The sequence below is a fragment of the Parafrankia soli genome (assembly GCF_001854695.1).
Lineage (GTDB): Bacteria > Actinomycetota > Actinomycetes > Frankiales > Frankiaceae > Parafrankia > Parafrankia soli.
In genome coordinates, this window is the sequence record NZ_MAXA01000001.1 from 261488 (window position 1) to 284954 (window position 23467).

The 23467-nt window shown below is 73.3% G+C and carries 19 protein-coding genes; 11 read left to right on the forward strand and 8 right to left on the reverse strand.

The features are described 5' to 3' along the window. Positions 1-3 precede the first annotated feature (3 nt). Entirely contained in the window at positions 4-783 is a 780-nt protein-coding gene (locus BBK14_RS01090) for an endonuclease/exonuclease/phosphatase family protein (protein WP_071059350.1), read from the reverse strand. 27 nt (positions 784-810) lie between these two features. After that, positions 811-2118, reverse strand: a complete 1308-nt coding sequence (locus tag BBK14_RS01095) for a PucR family transcriptional regulator (RefSeq protein ID WP_241831024.1) — start codon at positions 2116-2118, stop codon at positions 811-813. Between the two features lie 67 nt (positions 2119-2185). Here BBK14_RS01095 and BBK14_RS01100 point away from each other — a divergent pair, with 67 nt between their 5' ends. From BBK14_RS01100 to BBK14_RS01110, 3 genes are all read left to right on the forward strand, one after another. Continuing rightward, entirely contained in the window at positions 2186-2455 is a 270-nt protein-coding gene (locus BBK14_RS01100) for a hypothetical protein (RefSeq protein ID WP_071059352.1), read from the forward strand. A 196-nt stretch (positions 2456-2651) separates the two neighbouring features. Continuing rightward, entirely contained in the window at positions 2652-3908 is a 1257-nt protein-coding gene (locus BBK14_RS01105) for a M16 family metallopeptidase (RefSeq protein WP_420849111.1), read from the forward strand. Between the two features lie 67 nt (positions 3909-3975). After that, positions 3976-5343 (forward strand): M16 family metallopeptidase, encoded by a 1368-nt coding sequence (locus tag BBK14_RS01110; protein ID WP_071059353.1) that lies wholly within the window; start codon positions 3976-3978, stop codon positions 5341-5343. A gap of 47 nt (positions 5344-5390) precedes the next feature. On the opposite strand, the gene BBK14_RS01115 is transcribed toward BBK14_RS01110, so the two are convergent. Then, complete coding sequence (locus tag BBK14_RS01115; RefSeq protein ID WP_241831025.1) at positions 5391-6614, reverse strand: ANTAR domain-containing protein; 1224 nt, start codon at positions 6612-6614, stop codon at positions 5391-5393. 188 nt (positions 6615-6802) lie between these two features. Continuing rightward, the gene (locus BBK14_RS01120; RefSeq protein WP_071059355.1) at positions 6803-7042 is read right to left on the reverse strand and encodes a mycoredoxin; all 240 of its coding nucleotides are present in this window, start codon (positions 7040-7042) and stop codon (positions 6803-6805) included. A gap of 146 nt (positions 7043-7188) precedes the next feature. Here BBK14_RS01120 and BBK14_RS01125 point away from each other — a divergent pair, with 146 nt between their 5' ends. The 4 genes from BBK14_RS01125 to BBK14_RS01140 all read left to right on the forward strand — a co-directional run bounded on the left by BBK14_RS01125 (position 7189) and on the right by BBK14_RS01140 (position 12398). Continuing rightward, entirely contained in the window at positions 7189-9459 is a 2271-nt protein-coding gene (locus tag BBK14_RS01125; RefSeq protein ID WP_071059356.1) for an ATP-dependent DNA helicase UvrD2, read from the forward strand. Positions 9460-9656: 197 nt separating this feature from the next. Beyond that, positions 9657-9980 (forward strand): hypothetical protein, encoded by a 324-nt coding sequence (locus tag BBK14_RS01130; RefSeq protein ID WP_131802133.1) that lies wholly within the window; start codon positions 9657-9659, stop codon positions 9978-9980. Positions 9981-10153: 173 nt separating this feature from the next. Continuing rightward, on the forward strand, positions 10154-10429 hold the full coding sequence (locus BBK14_RS01135; protein WP_198145593.1) for a WhiB family transcriptional regulator: 276 nt from the start codon (positions 10154-10156) through the stop codon (positions 10427-10429). A 109-nt stretch (positions 10430-10538) separates the two neighbouring features. After that, positions 10539-12398 (forward strand): alkaline phosphatase family protein, encoded by a 1860-nt coding sequence (locus BBK14_RS01140; protein ID WP_071059358.1) that lies wholly within the window; start codon positions 10539-10541, stop codon positions 12396-12398. A gap of 111 nt (positions 12399-12509) precedes the next feature. Here BBK14_RS01140 and BBK14_RS01145 read toward each other — a convergent pair whose 3' ends face one another. The 3 genes from BBK14_RS01145 to BBK14_RS01155 form a co-directional block, all read right to left on the reverse strand. Next, positions 12510-14210: an ABC1 kinase family protein gene (locus tag BBK14_RS01145; RefSeq protein ID WP_071059359.1), complete on the reverse strand. Its 1701-nt coding sequence runs from the start codon at positions 14208-14210 to the stop codon at positions 12510-12512. A 55-nt stretch (positions 14211-14265) separates the two neighbouring features. Continuing rightward, positions 14266-15465 (reverse strand): ThiF family adenylyltransferase, encoded by a 1200-nt coding sequence (locus BBK14_RS01150; protein ID WP_071059360.1) that lies wholly within the window; start codon positions 15463-15465, stop codon positions 14266-14268. A 603-nt stretch (positions 15466-16068) separates the two neighbouring features. After that, complete coding sequence (locus tag BBK14_RS01155; protein WP_071059361.1) at positions 16069-17427, reverse strand: zinc-dependent metalloprotease; 1359 nt, start codon at positions 17425-17427, stop codon at positions 16069-16071. Between the two features lie 99 nt (positions 17428-17526). Between BBK14_RS01155 and BBK14_RS01160 the strand changes: the two genes are divergently transcribed. The 3 genes from BBK14_RS01160 (at position 17527) to BBK14_RS01170 (ending at position 19524) form a co-directional block, all read left to right on the forward strand. Then, positions 17527-17997 carry a molybdenum cofactor biosynthesis protein MoaE gene (locus BBK14_RS01160; protein WP_071059362.1) on the forward strand — a complete coding sequence of 157 codons (471 nt, stop codon included), beginning with the start codon at positions 17527-17529 and terminating at the stop codon, positions 17995-17997. Positions 17998-18058: 61 nt separating this feature from the next. Beyond that, on the forward strand, positions 18059-18361 hold the full coding sequence (locus tag BBK14_RS01165; RefSeq protein WP_071059363.1) for a hypothetical protein: 303 nt from the start codon (positions 18059-18061) through the stop codon (positions 18359-18361). Positions 18362-18477: 116 nt separating this feature from the next. Further along, positions 18478-19524, forward strand: coding sequence for a YlbL family protein (locus BBK14_RS01170; RefSeq protein WP_071059364.1), 1047 nt, complete (start codon positions 18478-18480; stop codon positions 19522-19524). A 152-nt stretch (positions 19525-19676) separates the two neighbouring features. On the opposite strand, the gene BBK14_RS01175 is transcribed toward BBK14_RS01170, so the two are convergent. Next, positions 19677-20183 carry a PPA1309 family protein gene (locus tag BBK14_RS01175; protein ID WP_018502257.1) on the reverse strand — a complete coding sequence of 169 codons (507 nt, stop codon included), beginning with the start codon at positions 20181-20183 and terminating at the stop codon, positions 19677-19679. Positions 20184-20276: 93 nt separating this feature from the next. Here BBK14_RS01175 and BBK14_RS01180 point away from each other — a divergent pair, with 93 nt between their 5' ends. Beyond that, the gene (locus BBK14_RS01180) at positions 20277-23366 is read left to right on the forward strand and encodes a UPF0182 family membrane protein (RefSeq protein ID WP_071059365.1); all 3090 of its coding nucleotides are present in this window, start codon (positions 20277-20279) and stop codon (positions 23364-23366) included. Positions 23367-23467 lie beyond the last annotated feature (101 nt).

The following is a 23467-nucleotide window of genomic DNA, read 5'->3' on the forward strand; positions in this document are numbered from 1 at the left end:
CGGCTATCGGCGGATGTCGGTGAGGAGCGCGAGGTGGTCGGAGATCTGGGTCCGGCGGGCCTCGCTGGCGGCGACGGTGCCCACCGCGCCGCGGGCGAGCACGTGGTCGAGCTGCACCCGGGGGGCGTGCGCGGGGTAGGTGCGGTGGGCGGCCAGCCGGCGCCATCCGGTGAGGGCGGTCGGCAGCCGGCCCGGCAGGTTCAGGTCGCCGAGCAGCACGACCGGCCCGTCGACGCCGCGCAGCCTCCGCACCAGCCGGRGAAGCTGGAAGGCGTTCCACCCCGGGGCGAAGGACAGGTGGGTGGTCACCACCGTCAGTGGTCCGCTTGTGGTCTCGACGATGGCGGCGAGCGCGACCCGCGGTTCGTCGTCGAGCAGGATGAGTCGGGCCCGGCGGTTCGCCCCCGGGGCGAGGATCGGGGAGCGCACCGGGGCGCGGCCGAGCGGAACCACCCACCACCGGTGCACCGGCAACCTGCTGACCAGCGCGATTCCGTAGGCGGGCTCGTCGCCGCGGCGCTCGCCCTCCGCCGGGCGCCAGTGGTGCCCGGGGGTGCCGTACACGGTGGGGGCGAAGCGCCATCCGGTGTCGGGGGCGCCGAGCGCCGTCGCGGCGGCGGCGGCGAGGTCCCCGCCGCCCGAGCGGGGCTGTGCCAGGTCGACCTCCTGCAGGCCGAGGACGTCGCAGTCGAGGTCGGCGACGGCCGCGGCGAAGCGGTCCACCTCGACCCGTCCGTCGGCGAGAGACAGGCCGTGCATCACGTTGAACGAGCCCACCCGCACAGTACGGACGGTAGCGTGAACCGCCCGTCAGCCGGCCCGAACCGGCTTTCCCGTGCCCGCCGGGCCCTGCCGCGCCACCGTCGGGACGTCCTGCCTCGCGGCCGCGGGGACGCCCTGGCGTGGCATTGACGGCGGCCCCGGCCGGGGCGCCGCTGTCGGGTCGCCCGGGCGCTGGCCGGTCAGGGCGCGCAGGACGAGCTCAAGCTCGAAGCGGGTGTCGGGGTCGTCCAGCGCGTCGCCGTACAGCTCGCGCAGCTGGCTGACCCGGTAGCGGACGGTCTGCGGGTGGATGTGCAGCCGCTCGGCCACCAGCCGGCGCTGCCCGTGCAGGGCGAGCCAGTAGAGCAGGGTCTCGGCCAGCCTGGCCCGGGTGCGTTCGGGCAGCCCGGCGAGCGGGGCGACCCGGCGGCGGGTGAGGTCGTCGAGCAGCCCCGGGTCGCGGGCCAGCAGCAGGGCGGTCAGGTGGTCGTCGGTGAACAGTGGGTCCTGCCCGGCCGTGGTGGGCAGCCGACCGGCCAGCCGGGCGGTTCGGGCGAGTCCGGCGCGCTCCACGCTGCCTGTCACCTCCTGCCAGGGGACGGTCGGGCCCACCACCGCCCCCGTGCCGTCGAGGCGGTCGGCCAGCCAGCCGCGCCGGGCCGGCTCGTCGGCGTCCCCGACGAACAGCCAGAAGTCGACGCCGTGGCCGGTGCGCGGGCAGCCGGTGGGCAGCCGCGGGGGGAGCTGCCCGTCGGGCCCGGTCGGCACCAGGACGGCCGCCATCCGGTCGGGCAGCCGGAACGCCCCCGCGGCGGCGGCCTGCTCGATGGTGACGGTGTCGGCGCCGGAGAGCAGCAGCTCGCCGAGCCGGTCCCACAGCCGTTCCCGCTGGCCGGCGACCTCGAACTGGGCCAGCGCGTAGCCCTCCGCAGAGGCGGCCGAGATCCCGTCGATGTAGGCGAACATCATCTCGGCGAGCGACACGAGGCCGGCGGCGTCCAGGCCGGCGTGGCGCGCGGCCTCACCGAGCCGGCGCCAGGAGATCCGCGCACCCACCCGGTAGGCGCTGAGCAGGTTGTCCAGGGAGCGGCCGGCCCGCACCTCACCGCGCCCGAGCCGCACGTAGACGTCGCGCCCGGCCGCCAGGTCGGGGGCCGCGTCCGGGCCCGCCTCGACGATGGCGAGGAAACGGGCCAGCGCCTCGTCCACGCCGCGCCGTACGCCCTGCCCGAACGTCCCCTCGAGTGGGCGGGCGTAGGCGGGCACCTCACCCGCGATGGCGGCGATGATCTCGTCACCAAGTTCGCGCAGCTCACCGGCGAGGCAGCCGCCCAGCCCGGGCGGAAATTGTCCCACCGGGACAGTCTGCGCCCACGGCCCGTCGGTGGGGGTGCCGGCTGGCCCGGGGAGCACAATCGGTGCCGTGGACACGCCTACCGGCATCGTCAGCGTGCTGCTCACCGGTGCCGTGGTCGGCCTGCTGGGTCGGGCGGTCGTCCCGGCGCGGCGCAGGGCGCCGATCGGTTGTCTCATGACGGTTCTGATCGGTCTGCTGGGCGCGGCGCTCGGTCTCGTCGTTGCCACCAGTGTCGACGGCGGCTGGTTGTTGACACTGTTGTTGCAGGTGGCGGTGGCCGCGGTGCTCGTCTTTCTGGTCTCGGCCGCGGGCAGTGGTGGGCGCCGTCATCCCTGACGGTGCTCGGGTTGCCCTTTCGTAGTCCTCTGGTCCGCGTGGGGGGACCTGGCGGGGCGACGGAGCCCGCCGAAGGTCGCCGGCCGGACGGCGAGGGCAGTAGCGTGGCGATGTGTCCTCACGCCCAGCCGCCGGCCCGCCCGCGTCCAGCGCGGTGAGGGCCACCGTGGCGGCCCCCTCGTACCCGGTTCAGCGAGTGACGCTCGACAACGGCCTGCGGGTGCTGCTCGCCCCGGACCGGACGGCCCCGGTGGTGGCTGTCGCCGTCCACTACGACGTGGGCTTCCGCTCGGAGCCGGAGGGGCGGACGGGTTTCGCCCACCTGTTCGAGCACCTGATGTTCCAGGGCAGCGAGAACGTGGGCAAGGCGGAGCACCCGAAGTACGTGCAGGCCGCCGGCGGCATCTTCAACGGGTCGACACACCCCGACCACACGGACTACTTCGAGCTGCTGCCCTCCGGCGCGCTGGAGCTGGCGCTGTTCCTCGAGGCCGACCGGATGCGCGCGCCGAGGATCACCCGGGAGAACCTGGACAACCAGATCGCGGTGGTGCAGGAGGAGATCCGGGTCAACGTGCTGAACCGGCCGTACGGCGGGTTCCCGTGGATCACCCTCCCGCCGGTCGCCTTCGACACCTTCCCGAACGCCCACAACGGCTACGGTGACTTCTCCGAGCTCGAGGCGGCCAGCCTCGACGACGCCGCTGACTTCTTCGACAAGTTCTACGCGCCGGGCAACGCCGTGCTGACCGTCGCCGGCGAGTTCGACCCCGACACGACGCTCGAGCTCGTCCAGCGGTACTTCGGCGCCATCCCGGCCCGCCCGGTGCCGGCGCGGCGCAGTTTCGCCGAGCCGGTGCGCGCCGAGGAGCGCCGGGAGGCGCTCACCGACAAGCTGGCCCCGCGCCCCGCGCTCGCCGTCGGCTACCGGGTGCCCGACCCCGACACCGACCTGCCGGCGTTCCTCGCCACCTACCTGCTGACGGACGTCCTCACCACCGGCGACGCGAGCCGGCTGGAGCGGCGCCTCGTCCAGAAGGACCGCTCGGTCACCGCGGTCAGCAGCTACGTCGGCACCTTCGGGGACCCGTTCGACCAGCGTGACCCGCTGCTGCTGACGCTGGAGGCCCGGCACGCCGGGGACTCGACCGCCGACACGGTGCTCGCGGCCGTCGACGAGGAGCTCGACCGGCTGGCCGGTGACGGCCTGGAGCCCGGCGAGCTCGAGCGGGTGCAGGCCCAGGTGGCCTCGGCGATCCTGCGCGAGTCCGACGACGCGCTCGGCCGGGCGCTGGCGATGGCGACGTTCGAGCTGCACCGCGGCCGTCCCGAGCTGCTCAACGAGCTGCCCGGGCTGCTGTCCGAGGTGACCGCCGACGCGGTCGCCGCGGCCGCGGGCGCGCTGCGTACCCAGGGCCGGTCCGTGCTGGAGCTGCGGGCGGGAGCCGCCTGATGACGCACGCCGGGCCGGTGAGCGAGATGATCCGCGGTGGCATCCCCCGTCCGGGGGACGAGGAGGCATGGTGACGACGACCGCTGCGGCCACGGCCGGGATCTCCGCGCCCGCCGAGGCCGGGTCGAAGATCCCGGCGGTGATCCCGACCGTTCCGCGTGAGCTGCCGGCCGTCGTGCGGCGCACACTGCCCAACGGCCTGCGCGTGGACGTCGTCGCCCGCTCCAGCGTCCCGCTGGTCGAGCTGCGGCTGCGCATCCCGTTCGCCGGGTCCGGGCTGGTCCACCTGGCCGAGGCCGAGCTGCTGGCGGAGACCATCCTCACCGGCTCGAGCCGGTACGACCGGGTCGGCCTGGCCACCGCCGTGCACGCCCTGGGCGGGTCGCTGCGGACCGGTGTCGACGCCGACCGGCTGGCGATCGTCAGCTCCGCGCTCGCGACCAGCCTCGAGCCGCTGCTCGCGCTGATCGCCGACGTTCTGACCACCGCGAGCTACCCCGACAGCGAGTTCGGCGGTGAGCGCGACCGGATCGTCGAGGAGACGACGAGCGCGCTCAGCCAGCCGGCGGTGATCGCCCGTGAGGCGCTGGTGCGCCGGATGTTCGGCGACCACCCCTACGGCAGCGCCATCACCCCGCCGTCGGTGCTCTCCGAGGTCGGGGCCGAGCGGGTGCGGTCGCTGCACGGCGCCCGGGTCTGCCCGGACGGCGCCATCCTCACCCTGGTCGGCGACGTCGACCCCGAGCGCGCGCTGGACGCCGTCGAGGCCGCGCTCGGGTCGTGGACGGGCACCGCCGCCCCGGGCCACCCGCCCGCGCCCGTGCCCACCGCCGGCCCGATCCTGATCGTCGACCGCCCGGGCGCGGTGCAGACGAACATCAGGATGGGCGGCCGCGCGCTGAACCGCTCCGCGCCGGCCCATCCCGCGCTCCGGCTCGCGAGCACGATCTTCGGCGGCTACTTCAGCTCGCGGCTCGTCTCCAACATCCGCGAGGACAAGGGGTACACGTACTCCCCGCGCAGCTCGGTCGACCACCACCAGGCCGGCTCCCGCCTCACCGTCGCCGCGGACGTCTCCACCGACGTGACCGGCCCGGCGCTGCTCGAGATCCTCTACGAGCTCGGCCGGATGGCCGTCCTGCCGCCGGAGGCCGAGGAGCTCGAGGCCGCGCGCCAGTACCTGATCGGCACGCTGGCGCTGTCGAGCGCGACCGCGGCCGGTCTCGCCGGCACCCTGTCCGGGCTGTCCGGCGCCGGGGTCGGCGTCGAGTACCTGCGCGACCATCCGCGCGCGCTCGCGACCGTCACCGCGGCGGACGTCCAGGCGGTCTCCGCGCAGCTGCTGGCTCCGTCGGGGCTGGTGACCGTGCTGGTGGGGGACGCCTCGAAGATCACCGAGTCGGTGCGGGCACTCGGAGCCGTCGAGTCCGCCTGAGGTCAGCGGCAGTGGGGCCGTCGGCAGTGGGGCGGGCAGCGGTGGGGTCAGCGGCGGCTCGGTGCGGCGCGCGGCGGTGTCGGGCGCGGCTGGCCGCCCCCGGTACCGCTCGCGGGCCCGCCCGCCGTGCCCGGTCCGCCGCCGCGGCCGCCGAGCTCCCCGGGCAGGGTGACCCGCGGGTCGCCTACCGACTCCACCACCTGGCGGGCGAGGTCGTGTACCCGCCGGCCCATCCCGCGGGCGGTGCGGCGCAGCCGCTCGAAGGCGTCCCGGGGCTTGATGTGGTTGCGCTCGGCGAGCACGCCGATCGCCTGCTCGACGATCACCCTGGACGCCAGCGCGTGCTCGAGCTGGATCACCGACAACCTCAGTTGCTCGGTCTCGTTGAGGTCGCGATCGGCGCGCCGGGGCCGCCCGGGCGGGCTGAGGTCCTCGGCGAGCAGGTCGGCCAGGACCATCGCGGAGATCAGATCGCCGACCGGGCGGATCTCGGCGCCGGGCCCCTCGACGATCCAGCCGGTGGGCGCGCGGCGCAGCCGCATGTCGGAGGCCCCGGGAGCGGGCGCGCCGCCGGCGGCGCCTGTCCCGCCGGGCCCCCGTGCGGTGCCTGGTCGTGACGGCCCTGACCGGGGTGGCCCGGGTCGTGGCGCGCCGGGCCGACCCGGCGGGCCGGGCCTGATCGCGCGGGCGACGGTCTCCGGGGTGGGTGTCCGGCCGGCCTCGCCGGCCGCTCCGACTGGCGTGGTGCCGACTGGCGTGGTGCCGGGTGGGGTGGTGCCAGTCTGGGTGGCGCCGGGTGGTGCCTCGCCGGCCGGGGCACCGTTCTCGGTGCCCCGGGAGCCCGTTCCGTCACCCTCCGCCTCGTTACTGGCAGCAACCCCCGAGAGGGCCTCCCGCACGAGTTGGTCGCGGAGTGCGTCCGACGCTCCCAGACTGTCCGCAATCGCCCTCAGTACACTGAGTGTCTCGGTGGGAACGGTGAGCGATGAGCGGTCGAGGCCGGTGAGAATGCCGAGAACGGTCCCGTCCGGCCCGACGACGGGCATCGCGACATAGCTGAGAATGCCGAACCGCTCCGGCTCGACGGTGTCGGCCAGGGCGGGATCCTGGTCGGCCCGGGAGCCCGCGGCTGGCGCTCCATCGAGCATCCGGGCAGGTAGACAGCGGGCGCGCGGAACACTCAGCCCGGAAACCAGCTCGGGGATCGGCCCGGTCACCCGTAGGTAGGTGGCAACATCCGTCGACACCACGACGAGGCACGTCTGCTCCATCTGATGGAGTGCGTGCGTGGCTCTCAGCGCGGCGTCGACCGTGCTCCACGGGAGTCCTGAAGGTGCTGACGACACAGGCCGAACTCTCCCACAAAGTTCACGGGCAGTGACGGACACCGTCCCACGAGCCGGCCGCGTGTGCGTCGGGAAGGAGTGAACTCCCGAAAGATCGTCGCCCTGCGTATCCGTTATGCGGCGGAAGTGACCTTCTCGGTGACCTGGCGGAGGGTCGGATTCGTCATCACCGTCCCATCGGGGAAGACGACGGTCGGCACGGTCGCGTTGCCGTTGTTCGCATCGCGGACAAGTTGCTCTGCTGTCGGGTTCTGCTCGATGTCGACCGTCACGTACTCCACCCCCGCGCGGTCCAACTGACCCTTGAGTCGGACGCAGTAGCCACACCAGGGGGTGGTGTACATCGTGAGCACGGTGAGACCTCCGTTGGCGACGATCCGTCAGATGACGGGTTGCGGTGAGCGACGTCCGGTGGGCGGCGCTCTGCGTATGACGCACTGCATAACCAGGCCATGGTGACTTCGCTTCCCCGGGCCGCGCACGGTTACCGTGTCCGGTGATGTCCGGACCCAGCGCTTCCGAGGCCCGTCGCGCGGCGTCGCCGCCCGATCATCGATCGTCACCCGATCCGGTCCCGGCCGGCGCGGAGCAGGGGCTCGACCCCGAGCAGCTCGCCGCCGTGCTCGCCCCCGTCGGGCCGGTCTGCATCCTCGCGGGCGCGGGCACCGGCAAGACCCGCACCATCACCCACCGGATAGCGCACATGGTCACGGAACGGGAGGTCGGGGCGGGGCAGATCCTCGCCGTCACCTTCACCAACCGGGCCGCCGGCGAGCTGCGCGGCCGGCTGCGGGTGATGGGTGTGGACGGCGTCCAGGCCCGCACCTTCCACGCGGCCGCGCTGCGTCAGCTCTCCTACTTCTGGCCCTCCGTCGCCGGGACGGCGCTGCCGAGGCTGGAGAAGAGCCGGATTCCGCTGATGGCGAAGGCCGCGAACCGTGCCCGGCTGCGCCCGGACCGCGCCGAGCTGCGCGACCTCACCTCCGAGGTGGAGTGGGCGAAGGCGACGATGGTGGCGCCCACCGACTACGTCCGCCTCGCCGCCGCCCACGGCCGGGAGACCTCCTTCGCGCCCGACGTCGTCGCCCGCCTCTACGAGGCCTACGAGGAGGTCAAGAGCGAGGCGGGGGTTCTCGACTTCGACGACCTGCTGCTGCTGACCGCCGCCGTGGTCGAGGAGCACGGCTGGGTCGCCACCGAGCTCCGCGCCCGCTACCGCCACTTCGTCGTCGACGAGTACCAGGACGTCAACCCGCTGCAGCAGCGCGTGCTCGACGCCTGGCTCGGTGACCGCGACAGCCTGTGCGTCGTCGGGGACGCGAACCAGACCATCTACTCGTTCACCGGCGCCTCCGCGCGGCACCTGGTGGAGTTCCCGCGTCGGTTCCCGGCCGCGACGGTCGTCCGCCTCGTCCGGGACTACCGCTCCACCCCTCAGGTGGTCGCGCTGGCGAACCAGCTGCTCGACGGCGCCGCCCGGCCCGCGCCGGATACGCGGGGAGCATCGGCCGTCCAGGCCGGCCCGGGTGTTCCGGGCGGTGCGGAGGGTCGGTCCGCGGCGGGGCGGCTGGTCGCGATGCGCCCGTCCGGCCCGGAGCCCGTGTGGCTGGAGTCCGACAGCGAGCCCGAGGAGGCCGCCGCCGTGGCCCGGCGGATCCGCGGCCTGCTCGGCACAGGCGTCCCGGCCAGCGAGATCGCCGTGCTGTACCGGATCAACGCCCAGTCGGAGGCGTACGAGACGGCGCTGGGCCGGGCCGAGATCCCCTATCTCGTGCGCGGCGGTGAGAAGTTCTTCGAACGGCCCGAGGTGACCGGGGCGGTGCGGATGCTGCGCGCCGCGCTGCGCTCCGCCGAGACCGACCGCCCCGGCGGGCTCGCCGACGTGGTCGCGGACGTCCTCAGCGGGCTCGGATGGCGGCCGGGGGCGCCGCCGGCCGGGCCCGGAGCCGACCGTGAGCGCTGGGAGAACCTCGCCGCGTTGCACCGGCTCGCCGCCGACCTCGAGGCGCGCGAGCCCGAGGCCGACCTCGCCGCCTTCGCCGCCGACCTCGCCGAGCGCGCGGCACACCAGCACACCCCGACGGTGCAGGGCGTCACGCTCGCCTCGCTGCACGCGGCCAAGGGCCTCGAGTGGGACGCGGTGTTCCTGGTCGGCCTCGTCGACGGGACGCTGCCCATCGTGCACGCCCAGACCGACGAGCAACTGGCCGAGGAGCGCCGTCTCCTCTATGTCGGGGTCACCCGGGCGCGGGTCCACCTGACGCTGTCCTGGGCGCTGGCGCGGGCGGAGGGCGCGCGCCGCTCGCGGCGGCCGTCCCGGTTCCTGGACGAGCCGCGCCGCGCGGCGGCGGTTTTCCGGCGCGGCTCGTCCGCGGCCCGCCCGGGCTCGGCGCGTGCGGAGCCCGGCACCGGCGGCAACGGCCGCGCACGGAACCGGTCGAGCGTGCTCTGCCGGGTCTGCGGGCGCGCGCTGGCGGGCGCCGAGGCCCGCGTCGGCCGGTGCGAGGCCTGCCCGGGGGGGCCGGTGGACGGCGAGCTGTTCGAGCGGCTGCGCGCCTGGCGCGCCCGCCGGGCGAAGGAGCAGGGCGCGCCGGCCTTCGTGGTCCTCACCGACGCGACGCTGCGCCTGATCGCGGAGCGGCGCCCGTCCACGGTCGCCGAGCTGGTGGCGCTGCCCGGCATCGGCCAGAGCAAGCTCGACCGCTACGGCGAGGACGTCCTCGCGCTGGTCACGGGGCGTCCACCGGCTGGATCGCCGTCCACGGGCTGACGCCTGGTGCTCGGAATGTGACACGCCGGTGGTGGGTGAGTCGCGCTGTGGCTGAGGGTGTCTGTGTGATCACATGGAAAATAAGTTGTCAGCGTGGGCGATGGCTCCTACCGTGTTCCATGAACACCGGGGCGCGATCAACAGCGCTCGCGGGGTGGCAGCAGCACGCTCCTACGCAGGGTGAGGGAGGRATCTCGATGAGGCTCGTCATGTTGGCCTATACGCGTACGCGACCCTCTCTCGGCACCTCCTGCGATCAGCCCGGTCAGGCCCGCCTCGTCGGCCACGCCACCCGGCGGCCCGGCGCCTGGGCGTCCGGTGCGCACATCGGTGTCGATCAGGTTCTCCGCGCGCGCGTGACCGGCGCGCACCTGGCCGCTCCGCATGGCGCCACCCTGCCCAGCGGCCCGGCGCAAGGCACCGGCATCACCACCGGCAACACGACCGTCACGCGGGCAGCCGCGCGTTCGCTGCGCCCGTTCGCCCCGTGGGGCCCCGTCCCAGATCCGCTCCTGGCATAGCGCCGAAACGGAGCGAATCCGAGGCCGCGGACCCGACAGGGTCCGCGGCCTTCGTGTTTTCCAGGGCCGGCGCCGACCCGCCACCGCACCGCGAGACCCGAGCTGACCGCTGTCGATGGATGCAAGACCGAGAAACCAAACCGAAGAAACCGCCAGTGTCGGAGGTGACCCCGGTGTTCGACCCCTCGATCGTTTCCCGGATCGAGCGGGAGCGTCTCGTCCTGCCCTGCTGGGACGTGGACCCCGAGCTTTTCTTCGCTGAGTCCCCGGCGGACGTCGAGTCCGCCAAGTCCGTGTGCGTGGACTGCCCGGTGCGGCTCGCCTGCCTGTCGGCCGCCATCGACAGGAACGAACCGTGGGGAGTCTGGGGAGGTGAACTCGTCGTGACGGGCCGTGTCGTGCCCCGCAAGCGCCCGCGTGGCCGCCCACGCAAGGAGGTGGCTGCCTGAGGCCTGGTTAGGCGGGGCTGGGGCGGGACGCCGACTCGTCGGCGTCCCGCCCCGTGGAGTTGGCATGTGCTTCTCCTGGTGGTGCGGTCGGCGCCGGTAGTGTGCGAGCGTGCCCAGCAGCGAGCGCGTGTATCCGGTCCGCAGCGGTGTCGCTCCCGACCGCGTTGCCACCGTCGCCGAGGCGCCGGCCGGCGCTCCCGTGCAGGCCGTCCCCGCCGGCGGGCCTCCCTCGGGCACCCTGACGACCACCGCGCCCGGAGTGGCCACTGCGGCCGTGACGACCACCGCGGCCGGGGATGCCATCGAGGCCGGGGTGGCCGGGTCGGTCAGGGCGGTCGCGGAGCCCGGGCTGGCACAGGCGGTGGCCGTGCTCACCCGGCCCGACCTCGCCCACGTCGTCGACCTGGTCGCGTGGGTCGAGGACGGCTGGTTGCACGTCGCGAACGCCGACGGTGCGTCGCGCCTGCCGGTCGACGATCCGGACGGGCCGTGGGAGATCCTGCGCGGCCGGGACCCGGTCGCCGACCAGGACCCCATGCACGGTGTTCCGCTGGTGGCCGCGCTCGCCGACCCGTCCCCGCCGGCCGCGCGCAACGCCTACCCCTTCGCGGGACGGCGCCTGCTGTCCATGTTCGCCGACCCGACGCGCTCGCCGGACATCGCCGTCGTCCACACCCCGCGGCACTACTGGCCCGAGCGGGGCGGCCATCTGGGAGAGCACGGCTCGCTGGACGCCGGGCAGTCCCGGGCGCCGCTCGTTCTGTCCGGGGCAGGTGTGACCGCCCGTGGTCTGCTGCCGCGGGTCGCCCGGGTGATCGACGTCGCTCCGACCCTGGCGGCGCTCGCCGGGGCGGCGATGCCCGAGGCGGAGGGAACCGCGCTCGACGATCTCGCCGGGCCGGGAGCCCGGCATGTGGTCGGGCTGCTGTGGGACGGGACGAACTGCAACGACCTGCTCGACCTCGCCGCCCGGGGAGAGCTCCCGAACGTCGCCCGCCTGCTGGCCCGCGGCGTCGCGCTGACCGGCGGCGCCCTGGCCGAGTTCCCGAGCGTGACCCTCACCAACCACACCTCGGCGATCACCGGCGTCGGCCCCGGCCGGCACGGCATTCTGCACAACGTCTACTTCGACCGCGCGACCGACCGCCAGGTGATCACCAACGAGGCCGCGACCTGGCACGTCGCCTGCGACCAGCTCCGGGACGGCGTGTCGACGGTGTTCGAGGCGGTGGCCCGCTCCCGCCCCGGGACCGAGACGGCCTGCGTGAACGAGCCGATCGACCGCGGGGCGAGCTACTCGACGTTCGGCCTGGTGCGAGCCCTCGGGGTCGGGCCGGGCGCCGGCGGTGCCGGTGCTGAGGCCGCTGGTGGTGGGATGGAGGACTACCTGCCGGCCGCCGAGGGCGACCCGCACGCGAGCGCCGAATGGGTCACCGCCGACCCGAACTACGCCTGGTCGACAAGGGTGGACGCGCTGGGGCTGACCCAGATCATCGACCTGTGGGCCGACGGCCGGGAACCACCCGTGCTGACCTGGTGGAACACCACCATCACCGACACCGGTCATCACGGCGGCGGGCCCTACTCACCCGAGGCCCGTGCCGCGCTGGCCGACGCCGACCGCCGGCTGGGGGTGTTCCTCGACCTGGTGGAGCGCCGTGGCCTCACCGACCAGACGGCCATCCTGCTCACCGCCGACCACGGATTCGAGGCGGCCGACCCCGACTGCCGCGGTGACTGGGACGTCGCCCTGCACCGCGCCGGGGTGGTCTTCCGGGACGAGGGCTACGGCTTCATCTACCTGGGCCTCGCCGGCGACGACGAAGCCCCGGCCGACTCCGCTGATCCGGGTAGCCCGGCCAACCTCGGAGACCGGGCCACGCCAGGTGGCCCGGCGGGCCAGGGTGGGCCGGGCGGCTCGGGGGCCCAGGCGACGGCCTCCCTGCCGCCGCAGCCGCCAGGCACCTGAGCTCCTGCCCGGACCGGGGCCCGCCAGCCCGGCCCGGGTTGGACCCCGGGCTCGGCCTGGGCTCTCCTGCTTTAGGACAGTCAGGGCAATAGTGCATGTCGGCGGGATGAGTCAGCCGGGTTCGGGCTGGGTCCCTGGTTCGGGCTGGGCCTCCTTCTCGAACTTGCGTCGGTTTCCTGGAGCTGGTCGGGCCTGCCGCGACGGTCGGCTGGTCTCCGGTGGACCAGCCTGCTCCGGCGTGCTGGCCTTCGCCGGGCTGACCTGTTCCACCGGCCCGCCCTGCTCCAGCGGACCGGCTTGTTCCACCGGGCTGGCCTGCTCCGGCGGGCGGACGCGGCTGCGTGCGCGGCCCGAGCGCCCCGAGCGCTGCGCGGGGGCGGTGGCGAGGACCACCGGTCCGGGGAGCGGACGGATGACGCCGGTGCCGTCCTCGATGTCGAGTCTGGGAAGGCGGCGGTTCGGCCGGTTCGCGGCTGCCGCGTGGCGTGCGGCGGCGCTGCGCGGCGGGGCGAACCCGGGCTGCCAGCGCTCCATCTCGGCCCGGAACGGGCCGGAGCTGCCGAGCTGGCAGAGGATCCCGATCGCGCCGAGCGTCACCCGGTGGATCAGCAGGTAGGACGGTGGCAGGTTGAGCTGGCGGCCGAGCTGCGCCGCGGCGGAGCGCCAGTCACCGAGGCGGAGCGCCTCCCCGCGCAGCCAGTCGCGGGAGAAGGTGAACTCCTCGTCGGTGATCGGCGCGAGCATCGGTGCCAGGTAGTCGAGCAGGTCCTCCGCCGGGATGGTGGCGCCCTCCGGAATGAACCCCTCCGCCCGCAGCCCTTCGGCGACGGCCTCGGCGTCACCGGCGAGGGTCAGCCGGGCGAGCCGGCCGATCGGCTCGGGCAGCCCGCCGGGCAGACGGTTCACCGCCCCGAAGTCGAGAACACCGAGCCGGCCGTCCGCGAGGAGCCGGAAGTTGCCCGGGTGCGGGTCGGCGTGGAGCAGCCCGGCCCGGCCGGGGCAGGAGTAGAGGAAGCGGACCAGGAGCAGGCCGGCGCGGTCCCGCTCCTCCCGCGTCCCCCGGTCGATGATGGTCGACAGCGGCACCCCGTCGATCCACTCGCTGACCAGGACCCGGTCCGCCCCGGCGATCGGCCGGGGGACGACGATGTCCGGGTCGTCGGCGTAGGCCTGCGCGAACGCCCGCTGCCAGGCGGCCTCGAGCCGGTAGTCGAGCTCCTCGGTGATGCGTGCCTTGAGCTCGGCGACCAGCGGCTTGATGTCGAGACCGGGCGTCAGCGCGCCGAACAGCCGCGCGGCGCGGCCCAGCTGGTTCAGATCAGCCAGCAGGGCCGCGCCCGCCCCCGGGTACTGGATCTTCACCGCGACGGGCCGGCCGTCCGCCCACACGGCGCGGTGCACCTGGCCGATGCTCGCGGCGGCGGCGGGTGTGTCGTCGAAGCTGGCGAACAGGGCCCGCCATTCGGGGCCGAGCTCCTCGGCGAGGACCTTGTGCACCGTGGCGGCGGGCAGCGGTGGCGCCGCCTCCTGCAGTTTCGTCAGCGCGGCGCGGTAGGGGCCGGCGACCTCGTCGGGCAGCGCGGCCTCGAAGACGGACAGCGCCTGCCCGAGCTTCATGGCCCCGCCCTTGAGCTCGCCGAGCACCCGGAAGATCTGCGCCGCGGTGCGCTGCTGCAGCTCGGTCGCGACGGCCTCGGCGGGTCTGCCGCCGAGGCGCTTTCCGACGCCGAGTGTCGCCCGGCCGGCGATGCCGATCGGGAGGGTCGCGAGCTTGGCGGTGCGGACGACCGCTCGCCGTGGGATGTCGGACACAGCTCCATCGTGCCTTCTCAAGCCGGATGCCGCGCCGCCCGCGCCGTACCCGTGTTCAGACTGCGTGGCTGGGGGCGATGGCGTCCGCGGGGGCGGACGGGACGGCCACCGGTGGTGACAGGTCGGACTGATCCCCGGGGACCGGCCCGTCCGCCGCGGCGCGCGCGGTGCGGCAGGGGCACTCCGGGTGCACCGGCCAGGTGCGGCGTCGGATCCGTAGCTCGGATCTGCTGACCTCGAGGGTGCCGCCGGCGGTGGCCGGCAGGCCTGCCGCCGATCCGCGGCCAGCCGATGGCCTGGTCTCGAGGTAGTCGAGCGCCTGCATGGCCGCCATCGAGGCGACGAGCGTGGCCAGCGAGATCTCGCAGGGGTCGGGGCCGCGCTCCGACGGTCGGACCATCTGCAGCGCCAGGATCGGCCAGTCGGGGTCCCGGGCGTCGCGGTACAGGTGCTGGCAGTGCAGGCAGGAACTGACCCCCGGCACTACGAGCGGCCCGACTATGCCCGTGGTCTCGCGGATGCCGGCGAGCAGGTGCGGTACCCCGGACCGCTCCAGCCCCAGGCATTCGTCCGGGTGGACCAGCGGGATCCCCACCGGGGCCAGCAGGACGAGATCGGGGCGAAAGGGCTCGATCTCGGGGGACCTGGGTGACCTCGCGGGCCTGCTGGACCGCGGTGGCCGAGGCGCCCCGCCGCCGACCCGCCCCATCGCGGAGTGGGCGGCGAGGGCCCGGGGCCGCCCGATGTCGTCGAACCGCAACCCCCCGGGAGCGACGTCAGCCGCGGAGGTGGAGCCGGGGTCGTCGACGATGACCTGCCCGACGCCGGCCGCGGTGAGCAGCGCCGCTATCTGGGCGCCGATCCGCCCGGCGCCGCGGACGGCGACCCGGGCCAGACGACGGGCGGCGAGGACCGAGCTGGGCGGACGCACTCCGAAGGTCGCGAGCGAAATGGCGGCGACATCCGGGGCGAGGCGGCCGTGGTCGGCGTCGTCCTGGGGCGCCGGCTCGGTGTCGGCACTGTCGTCGAGCAGCCCGGCCTGGGCCAGCATCTCGATCATCACCTGGGTGGCGGGATCGTCGGCCTGGCCGCCGGGGTCGAGGTGAGGGCCCGGCTGGTCCAGCGCGTCGAGTGCCGAGACGTCCGCCGGACTCAGGTCGGTGATGATCACGGCACGAAGCGGATCGACACCGATCTGCAGGGTGGTGCTGTCCCGCCAGAGGCGGCGAAGGCCGGGTTTGAGGACCGGGCGCACGGGACCCCCTTCGCGTCAGCCGGCACCGAGCGGGCCGGCGGCGATGACAACAGGTCCACGATGACATGAGATCGAAATGCCACAGTGCGGATGATCGCGCCCTGTGGACAGCCCGTTCCCGAACGGTCCTGACCTGTGGGCGGGCCTTGTCGCTGTGGATTTCACCACCGGCTATTCGGGGCAAAAGGTGCGAAAATATGGCCCACCTGCGGTAGGTCGAGGCTGGCGGCCCGCCGCGCGAGCCATGGCGTGCGTCACGGCGGCGGCGCGGAGCAGTCGCGGGAGTGATGGCCGCAACGGATGGCGGGCGCCAACGATCACAGGGGTGCAGCGCAACGGCGGCAGCCGCCACGGGCGGGCACAGTACGCCGGGTGCGAGGCACGCAACGCCGGGCGCGGGCCGGCGGGTGAGGAAGACGAACCCCCGGGTGGAACGTGGAGCCTCCGGCTTCCCCTTCCGGAGGCGCCTCGCATACCCGGGGGCCGCGAGGTCAAGCTACGACTGATTCGCCTTGCCGGTCAATTCGTGTGGTCCTCAGACCCGTGCATGTCACGCTGGGTCGGGAGCGCCGAGGTCAGGAAGGCGAGTCACCCGAGGCCGGCTCAGGAAGGCGAGTCACCCGAGGCCGGCGGAGTGTCTTCTCCGGGCGCCGTGTCGTCGAGTTTCTCGATTTCCGCCATGATGTCGACGTCGGAGCCCGCCCCGGCGCCGGAGACGAACGCGGACGGGTCCGCGAGGTCCTCCCCGCCGGGCAACAGGTCCGGATGCGCCCATACCGCGTCCCGCCCGTCGTGCCCGCGGGCCTCGCGCAACGCCTCCCACAGCGCGGCGGCCTCGCGCAGCCGGCGCGGGCGCAGCGACAGGCCGACGAGGGTCGAGAAGATCTGCTCTCCCGGGCCGCCCTCGGCGCGGCGCCGACGGACCATCTCGCGCAGCTTCGCCGCGGACGGCAGGTGCTGGGACGCGGCGGTGTCCGCGACGTGGTCCACCCAGCCCTCGATCAGCGCCAGGATCAGCTCCAGGCGGGCCAGTGCCGCCTTCTGCTCGGGGGTGTCCGCGTCGGCGAAGACATCTTCCCCGAGCGCCTCGGTGAGCCGCTCGGGGTTCATCAGCGCGGTGGGGTCGATCATCCGCATCACGCGGCCGACCGCCTCCGGGTCGACGGCGATGCCACGCGCGTACTCCTCGACCGCGCCCAGCACGTGCGCCCGCAGCCAGGGGACGTGCGCGTACAGCCGGTTCGACGCCGCCTCGCGCAGCGCCAGGTAGATGCGGACCTCTTCGTCCTCGACGCCCAGACCCTGCCCGAAGGCGGCCACGTTCGCCGGCAGCAGGGCGGCCGTGCCCGCGGGGCCCAGCGGCAGCCCGACCTCGGTCGAGCTGACCACCTCGGCCGCCAGGCTGCCGATGGCCTGGCCGACCTGCGCGCCGAAGAGCATGCCGCCGACCTGGTTCATCATCTGCACGACTGGCCCGCCGGCGCCCATCAGCCGGCCGAGGTCGACGCCGGGCGGCAGCGCGCCCGCGAGCTCGGGCGGCAGGTCGCCGCCGCCGAGCTGGCTCAGGCCGGACGAGATCCCGGTGCGCATGGCCTCGACGACCTTGCCCGCCACCGGGTCGCACAGCGTCCGCCAGACGGGCAGCGTGGCCTCGATCCACTGCTCGCGGGACCATGCCGCGGCGGTGGTCGCGCCGGCCGGCAGCGCGGTCATCGGGTCGAGCCACACGTCGGCGATGCGCAGCGCCTTCTCGACCTCACCGGTCTCGGTGGCCCGCACCGCGCGGTCGTCGCTGCCCAGAGTCCGCACCGCCACCTGGCGGGCGAGCTCCCAGTTGACCGGACCGCCCTGCCAGGAGAGCAGCCGTTCGAGCTCGGCGAAGAACGGGGCCCCGCCAGCGGGGCGCTCCGGGTCGCCACCCGGAGTGGGGCCGAAGCCGAAGGGGAAGCCGCCGCCGCTCATGGGTGGGGCCTGTGGGCGTGCCGTAGGGACATGAACCCACGGTAGTGCGTTTTCCGGCCGACCGGTGAAACGGAGTCGGTCGGGCGTTACCGTCGGGGGGTGGATGTGACCTGCTCGGATCCGGTGCCCGTTGTCGACGGTGTGGCCAGGGGTGTCGTCGTTCTTGCGGAGATGCGTGAATTGYCGCTCTCTGTCGACGAATGCCTGGCTGCCGTGCGGTTGCCGGAGGTTGGTGGAATCGGTCTCTTCATCGGCACCGTCCGCGATCATGATCATGGCAGGTCGGTGGTGGACCTCGAGTACAGCGCGCATCCCCGAGCCGCCGGCGAGCTGGCCCGGGTGGCCGGCGATGTGGCCGCTGAGCTGGGCGTTCACGCCATAGCAGTGCTGCACCGGACGGGTCGGCTGGCGATCGGGGACATCGCGGTCGTCGTGGCCGCTGGCGCCGTGCACCGCGCGGAGGCGCTGGAGGCCTGCCGGCGCCTCATCGACGACGTGAAGGAGCAGGTGCCCATCTGGAAGCGCCAGGCATTCGCCGATGGCGCGACAGAATGGGTAGGCGCCTGCTGAGCGGGGCACCTAGGATAGATATTGGTCATCTTCCTTCCCCCGTCTCGACGTCGAGGCCGCCATGTGGTTCCTGCTGATCCCACCTGTCGCGGTGCTCCTGGCTCTTGCCTGGTTCACCCTGCGCAGCCGACCCGACCGCACCTCCGAAGCCATGATCACCGTCGAGGGTTACCGCCGGAGCATGGCTGCCCTCGCCCGCCCCATCCCGTCCGCGCGTGAGGCCACTACTGTCAAGGTGTCACCCTCGGTGACTATGATGCCCGTCTCTGTCCCGTCGGCACGGCCCGCTGGCAGCGAGCCCGACCCGGCGGACGGCGAGCAGGGCCGCGATTCCCGCGACCTGGCCCGTCCGGCCGACGCCTGACCGGTCCCTCCCGGCCGAGCGGTGCCCTGGTGCCGCCCGGCCGGGGCGGCCGGCAGGTGGGCCGGTCGGCGGGCGGCCGTCCGAACTGCCGGCGGCGATCTACGTAGACTGCGGGAATGGGCCGCCGCGCGCAGACACTCTTCGTTGCGTCGGTGCTGACGCTGATCCTCGCCGTCGCGGGCCTGTGGCTGCCGGTGCCTTTTGTGACCTTTGCGCCCGGTCCGGTTACCGACACTCTCGGTAAGGTCGACGGGGCGCCGCTGATCGAGATCGACGGTCGCAAGACCTACCCGACGGCCGGCAGCCTCGAGCTGACCACCGTCGAGGAGACGCCCCGGCTGAACCTGCTCGGCGCCCTGCAGGACTGGTTCGCCTCCGACCGGGCCGTTGTGCCCAGCGAGCTGGTCCGTCCGCCGGGCTCCAGCCAGGAGCAGATCCGGCAGGAGAACACCCAGGCGATGATCGACTCCCAGGACCAGGCGACCGCGGCCGCGTTGAGCGAGCTCGGCATCGCCCCGACCGGGGCAGAGGTCGTCGTACACGAGGTGCTGTCCGACTCGCCGGCCCAGGGCCTGCTGCGTGCCGGTGACGTCATCACCTCCGTCGGCGGCGTCGCCATCACCGGTCAGGACGGCCTGCGGGAGCAGATCGGCCGGGTGAAGCCCGGTGAGGTGGTCGAGGTCGCCTACCGGCGGGACGGCACCGCCGGCACCGGGCGGATCACCACCAGGCCGGCGACGGACGATCCGACGCGGCCGATGATCGGGGTGACGACGACGGAGAAACGGTCATACCCGTTTACCGTCCGTATTCGGATCTCCGACATCGGCGGGCCCAGCGCCGGCCTGATGTTCGCGCTGGGCATCGTCGACCTGCTCACCCCCGGCGAGCTGACCGGCGGGAAGACGGTCGCCGGCACCGGGACCATCGACGCCGCCGGCGAGGTCGGCCCCATCGGGGGCATCCAGCAGAAGATCCTCGGCGCGCAGCGGGCCGGCGCCTCGGTCTTCCTGGTCCCGAAGGGCAACTGCGCGGACGCCGTCCGGATGAACACCGACCTGCGGCTTGTCCAGGTGGCGAACCTGTCGGGAGCCCTGGACGCGCTCAACACCCTGCGGGCCAAGCCCGACGCCACCAACGTGCCCACCTGCTCCGCGGCGTAGCACGAACGCCGGCTCGGTAGGCGCTGGCAGCGCAGCGGAGCAGGGACAGCCGCCAGGGGCGGCAGCATGTGGGGACGGCCGTGTAGCGGGAGCGGCGAGGGGGCGGGCGGCCCCGAGGCCACCCGCCCCCTCCGGGTTTCCTGGGTGCGGCTCTACCGGAACGTCTCGAGCAGGCCGTCGACGAGGTTGTCGGCGAGGTCGGGGTCGATGACCAGCTCGTCGTCGCCGCGCACCCGCAGGCACGAGGCATGCATGCCGGCGCGGGTCACCCCGACCGCGAGCCGGACGTCCTGGCGCTCCGGGTGGTTGGCGGCCCAGTGCTCGATGTCGCGCTCGTCGTAGGGCACCTCGGCCTCGGCACTGGGCGGCAGCACGACGAGCTCGGTGACCAGGACGCAGCCGAGAACCTCGGGCGGCCAGCCGATGCCGGACAGGACTTCGTCGAGCCGCCCAGCCGGGAGCGGTTCCTGTTCCACCGGCGTTAGGGATCCTGGCGGGGCGTCGCCGATGTGGGGGGCGAGGCCCGGTTCGCGCATCAGCAGCTCGGATGTGTCCGCGAGGGCGTAGACCTGGCTGGGCTGGTCCCAGCCCAGCTCGGCGACGTGGCGTTCGACCTCCAGGACGACGGAGGTCAACTCGGTGATGCTCGGACTGGTCACCGACCCATCCTCTCGGATCTAGCCACACTCGGCTGGCGTAGGTTGCCCTGAAGGCGGGCACTCGACCCGCGCCCGGAACGGACGGAGGAGCTTGTGGCAGGAACCAGTCGCAGACCGCTGCTGACACGCACACGCCTGCTCGTGCCGGTGCTGGTCATTCTGGTCCTGCTCGTGGTGTTTCTCGGCGTCTTCACTCGCCTCTACACAGATCTTCTGTTCTACCGCTCGGTGGACTTCAGCAACGTCTTCGGCACCGTCGTATTCACACGAATACTTCTGTTCGTGCTCTTCGGTGCGGTCATGGCAATTGCGGTGGGAACGAACATAGTACTCGCCTACAAGCTGCGGCCGCCCATCCGGCCTCTCTCGACCGAGCAGCAGAACCTTGAGCGGTACCGCGTTGCGATCGAACCGTACATGCTGCTCGTCCTGCTGGCGGTCTCGACCCTGTTCGGGCTGATCGCGGGGCTGTCGGCGTCCGGGCGCTGGCGGACCTGGCTGCTGTGGATCAACAGCGAGCCGTTCGGTCAGACCGACGCCCAGTTCGGCCGGGACATCAGCTACTACACCTTCAGCTATCCGTTCCAGCGCTTCCTGCTTGCCTTCCTGCTCACCGCGGTCATGCTCTCGCTGCTGGTCGCGGTGCTCACCCACTACCTGTTCGGCGGAATCCGGCTGCAGTCCGCCGGCGAGCGGGTGGCCCCGGCGGCGAAGGCGCACATCTCCGTGCTGCTCGGGCTGGTCGCGCTACTCAAGGCGTGGGCCTACTACCTGGACCGCTTCGGCCTGGTGTTCTCGGCCCGGGGCGTGTCGACCGGAGCGTCCTACACCGACGTCCACGCGGTGCTGCCGGCGAAGCTCATCCTGCTGTTCATCTCGCTGGCCTGCGCCGTGCTGTTCATCTACAACATCTTCCAGCGGGGCTGGACGCTGCCGTTGCTCGGTGCCGGCATCCTCGTGCTGTCCTCGGTGGTCATCGGCGGGATCTACCCGGCGATCGTCCAGCAGTTCCAGGTCCGGCCGAACGAGGCGTCGCGCGAGGAGCCCTACATCGCGCGCAACATAGCCGCGACCAGGTCCGCGTACGACATCCAGGACGTCAGACCGGTCCCGTATCCGGCGACCACGGGCGCGACAGCGCAGCAGATAGCCGACGACAAGGGCACCGTCCCGAACATCCGCCTGCTCGACCCGAGCAAGCTGTCCACCACGTTCCAGCAGCTCCAGCAGATCCGCGGTTACTACGGGTTCCCGCAGACCCTCGACGTCGACCGCTACACCACGACCGCGGACGGGAAGACCACGACCCGGGACTATGTGGTGTCCGTCCGTGAGCTCAACCAGGACGGCCTCGGCGAGGACCAGCGGAACTGGATCAACCAGCACCTGACCTACACCCACGGGCGAGGCTTCGTCGCGGCGCCGTCCAACACCGCCGATGAGGGCCGCCCCGCGTTCACCGAGCGCAATCTGCCGGAGACCGGTGACTTCGGCGTCACCGAGAGCCGGATCTACTTCGGTGAGATGTCCCCGCAGTACTCGATCGTCGGCACCCGCCAGGCGGAGATCGACGGCCCGGGGCCGAACGACACCCAGCTCACGACCAGCTACACCGGCGACGGCGGCGTCTCCGTCGGCTCGACCTTCCGGCAGGCGCTGTTCGCGCTGCGCTTCGGGGAGCCGAACATCCTGCTCTCCGGCGACATCACCGGCCAGTCGCGCATCCTCTACGAGCGCAACCCGCGGGACCGGGTCAGCAAGGTGGCCCCCTGGCTCACCCTGGACGGCGACCCCTACCCGGCGGTGGTCGACGGGCGGGTCACCTGGATCCTCGACGGCTACACCACCTCGGACGGCTACCCCTACTCGGCCCGGCGGACCTTCGGTGACGTCACGGCCGACGCCGTGACCACCCAGAGCCGCAACCGCACCCAGCAGCCGGAGAACCAGGTCAACTACATCCGGAACTCGGTGAAGGCGACCGTCGACGCCTACAACGGCACGGTGACGCTCTACGCCTGGGACGAGCAGGACCCGGTGCTGCGGACCTGGATGAAGGCCTTCCCCGACACGGTGCGTCCCAAGGCCGACATCCCGCCGGCGCTGATGGAGCACTTCCGCTACCCGGAGGACATGTTCAAGGTCCAGCGGGACCTCCTCGGGCAGTACCACGTCTCCAACCCGCGGGACTTCTACTCCCAGGAGGACTTCTGGACGGTCTCCGAGTCCCCGGACGACACCCGCGAGCCGCAGCCGCCGTTCTACGTCTACAGCCAGCTCCCCGGGCGCAAGGAACCGTCCTACAACCTGACCTCGCCGCTGATCTCGGCGCGGTCGTCCAAGCTCGCGGCCTACATGGCCGTCTCGATGGATCCGGACAACTACGGCCAGTTCACCCTGCTGCAGCTGCCGCCGGGCGACACGATCAACGGTCCTGTCCAGGTGCAGGCCGCCATCGAGTCGAACGGCGACGTCGTCCGGCAGCTCAACCTCTGGCGCGGCGCGGGCTCACAGACGATCGAGGGCAACCTGTTGACGCTGCCCGTGGCCGGTGGGCTGCTCTACGTGGAGCCGTACTACGTCCAGGCCCGCGGGGCGACGGGGTATCCGACCCTGCAGGGGGTGGCGGCGGCCTTCGGTGAACGGATCGGGTTCGGCTCCTCGCTCGCGGAGGCGTTGGACGCCGTCTTCGGGGCCGGGGCCGGCGCGTCCGCGGCCGGGGCGGGCACCTCGGCCGCGCCCTCCCCGGGCACCGAACCGGGGACGCCGTCTCCGACGCCGTCGAGCCCCACGCCGTCGGCACCGCCGGCCGGGGATCTGGCGGGCGCCGTCGCCGAAGCCGAACGCGCCTACCAGGCGGGCCAGGACGCTCTCGGCAAGAACCCGCCGGACTTCGCCGCCTACGGCAAGGCCCAGACGGACCTCCAGGCGGCGTTGGACAGGCTGCGCCAGCTGTCACCGACGACCCCGGCGCCGACGACGGCACCGCCGGCGACGGCACCGACGACACCGCCGGCGACGACGGCCACCGCGGCGCCCGCCTCGACGACCCGCGCGGCGCCAGCCGCCGCGCCCGCCGCCATGGACGGGGCGGGGGACCCGGGCCCACCGGTGCGGCCGGCCGTCGCCGAGAACCCACCGGCGGTCCGCCCGGCCGTCGCGCGGACCGCGCATCCCGGCTGAGCCAGACCGGGCGCCCGGGAGACCCCGGGCGCCCGGCGAGCGGACGGAAAATTCCTTCCCCGCTCGTTTGACATCCGGGCTCCGCGTCCCTGTATAGTAAA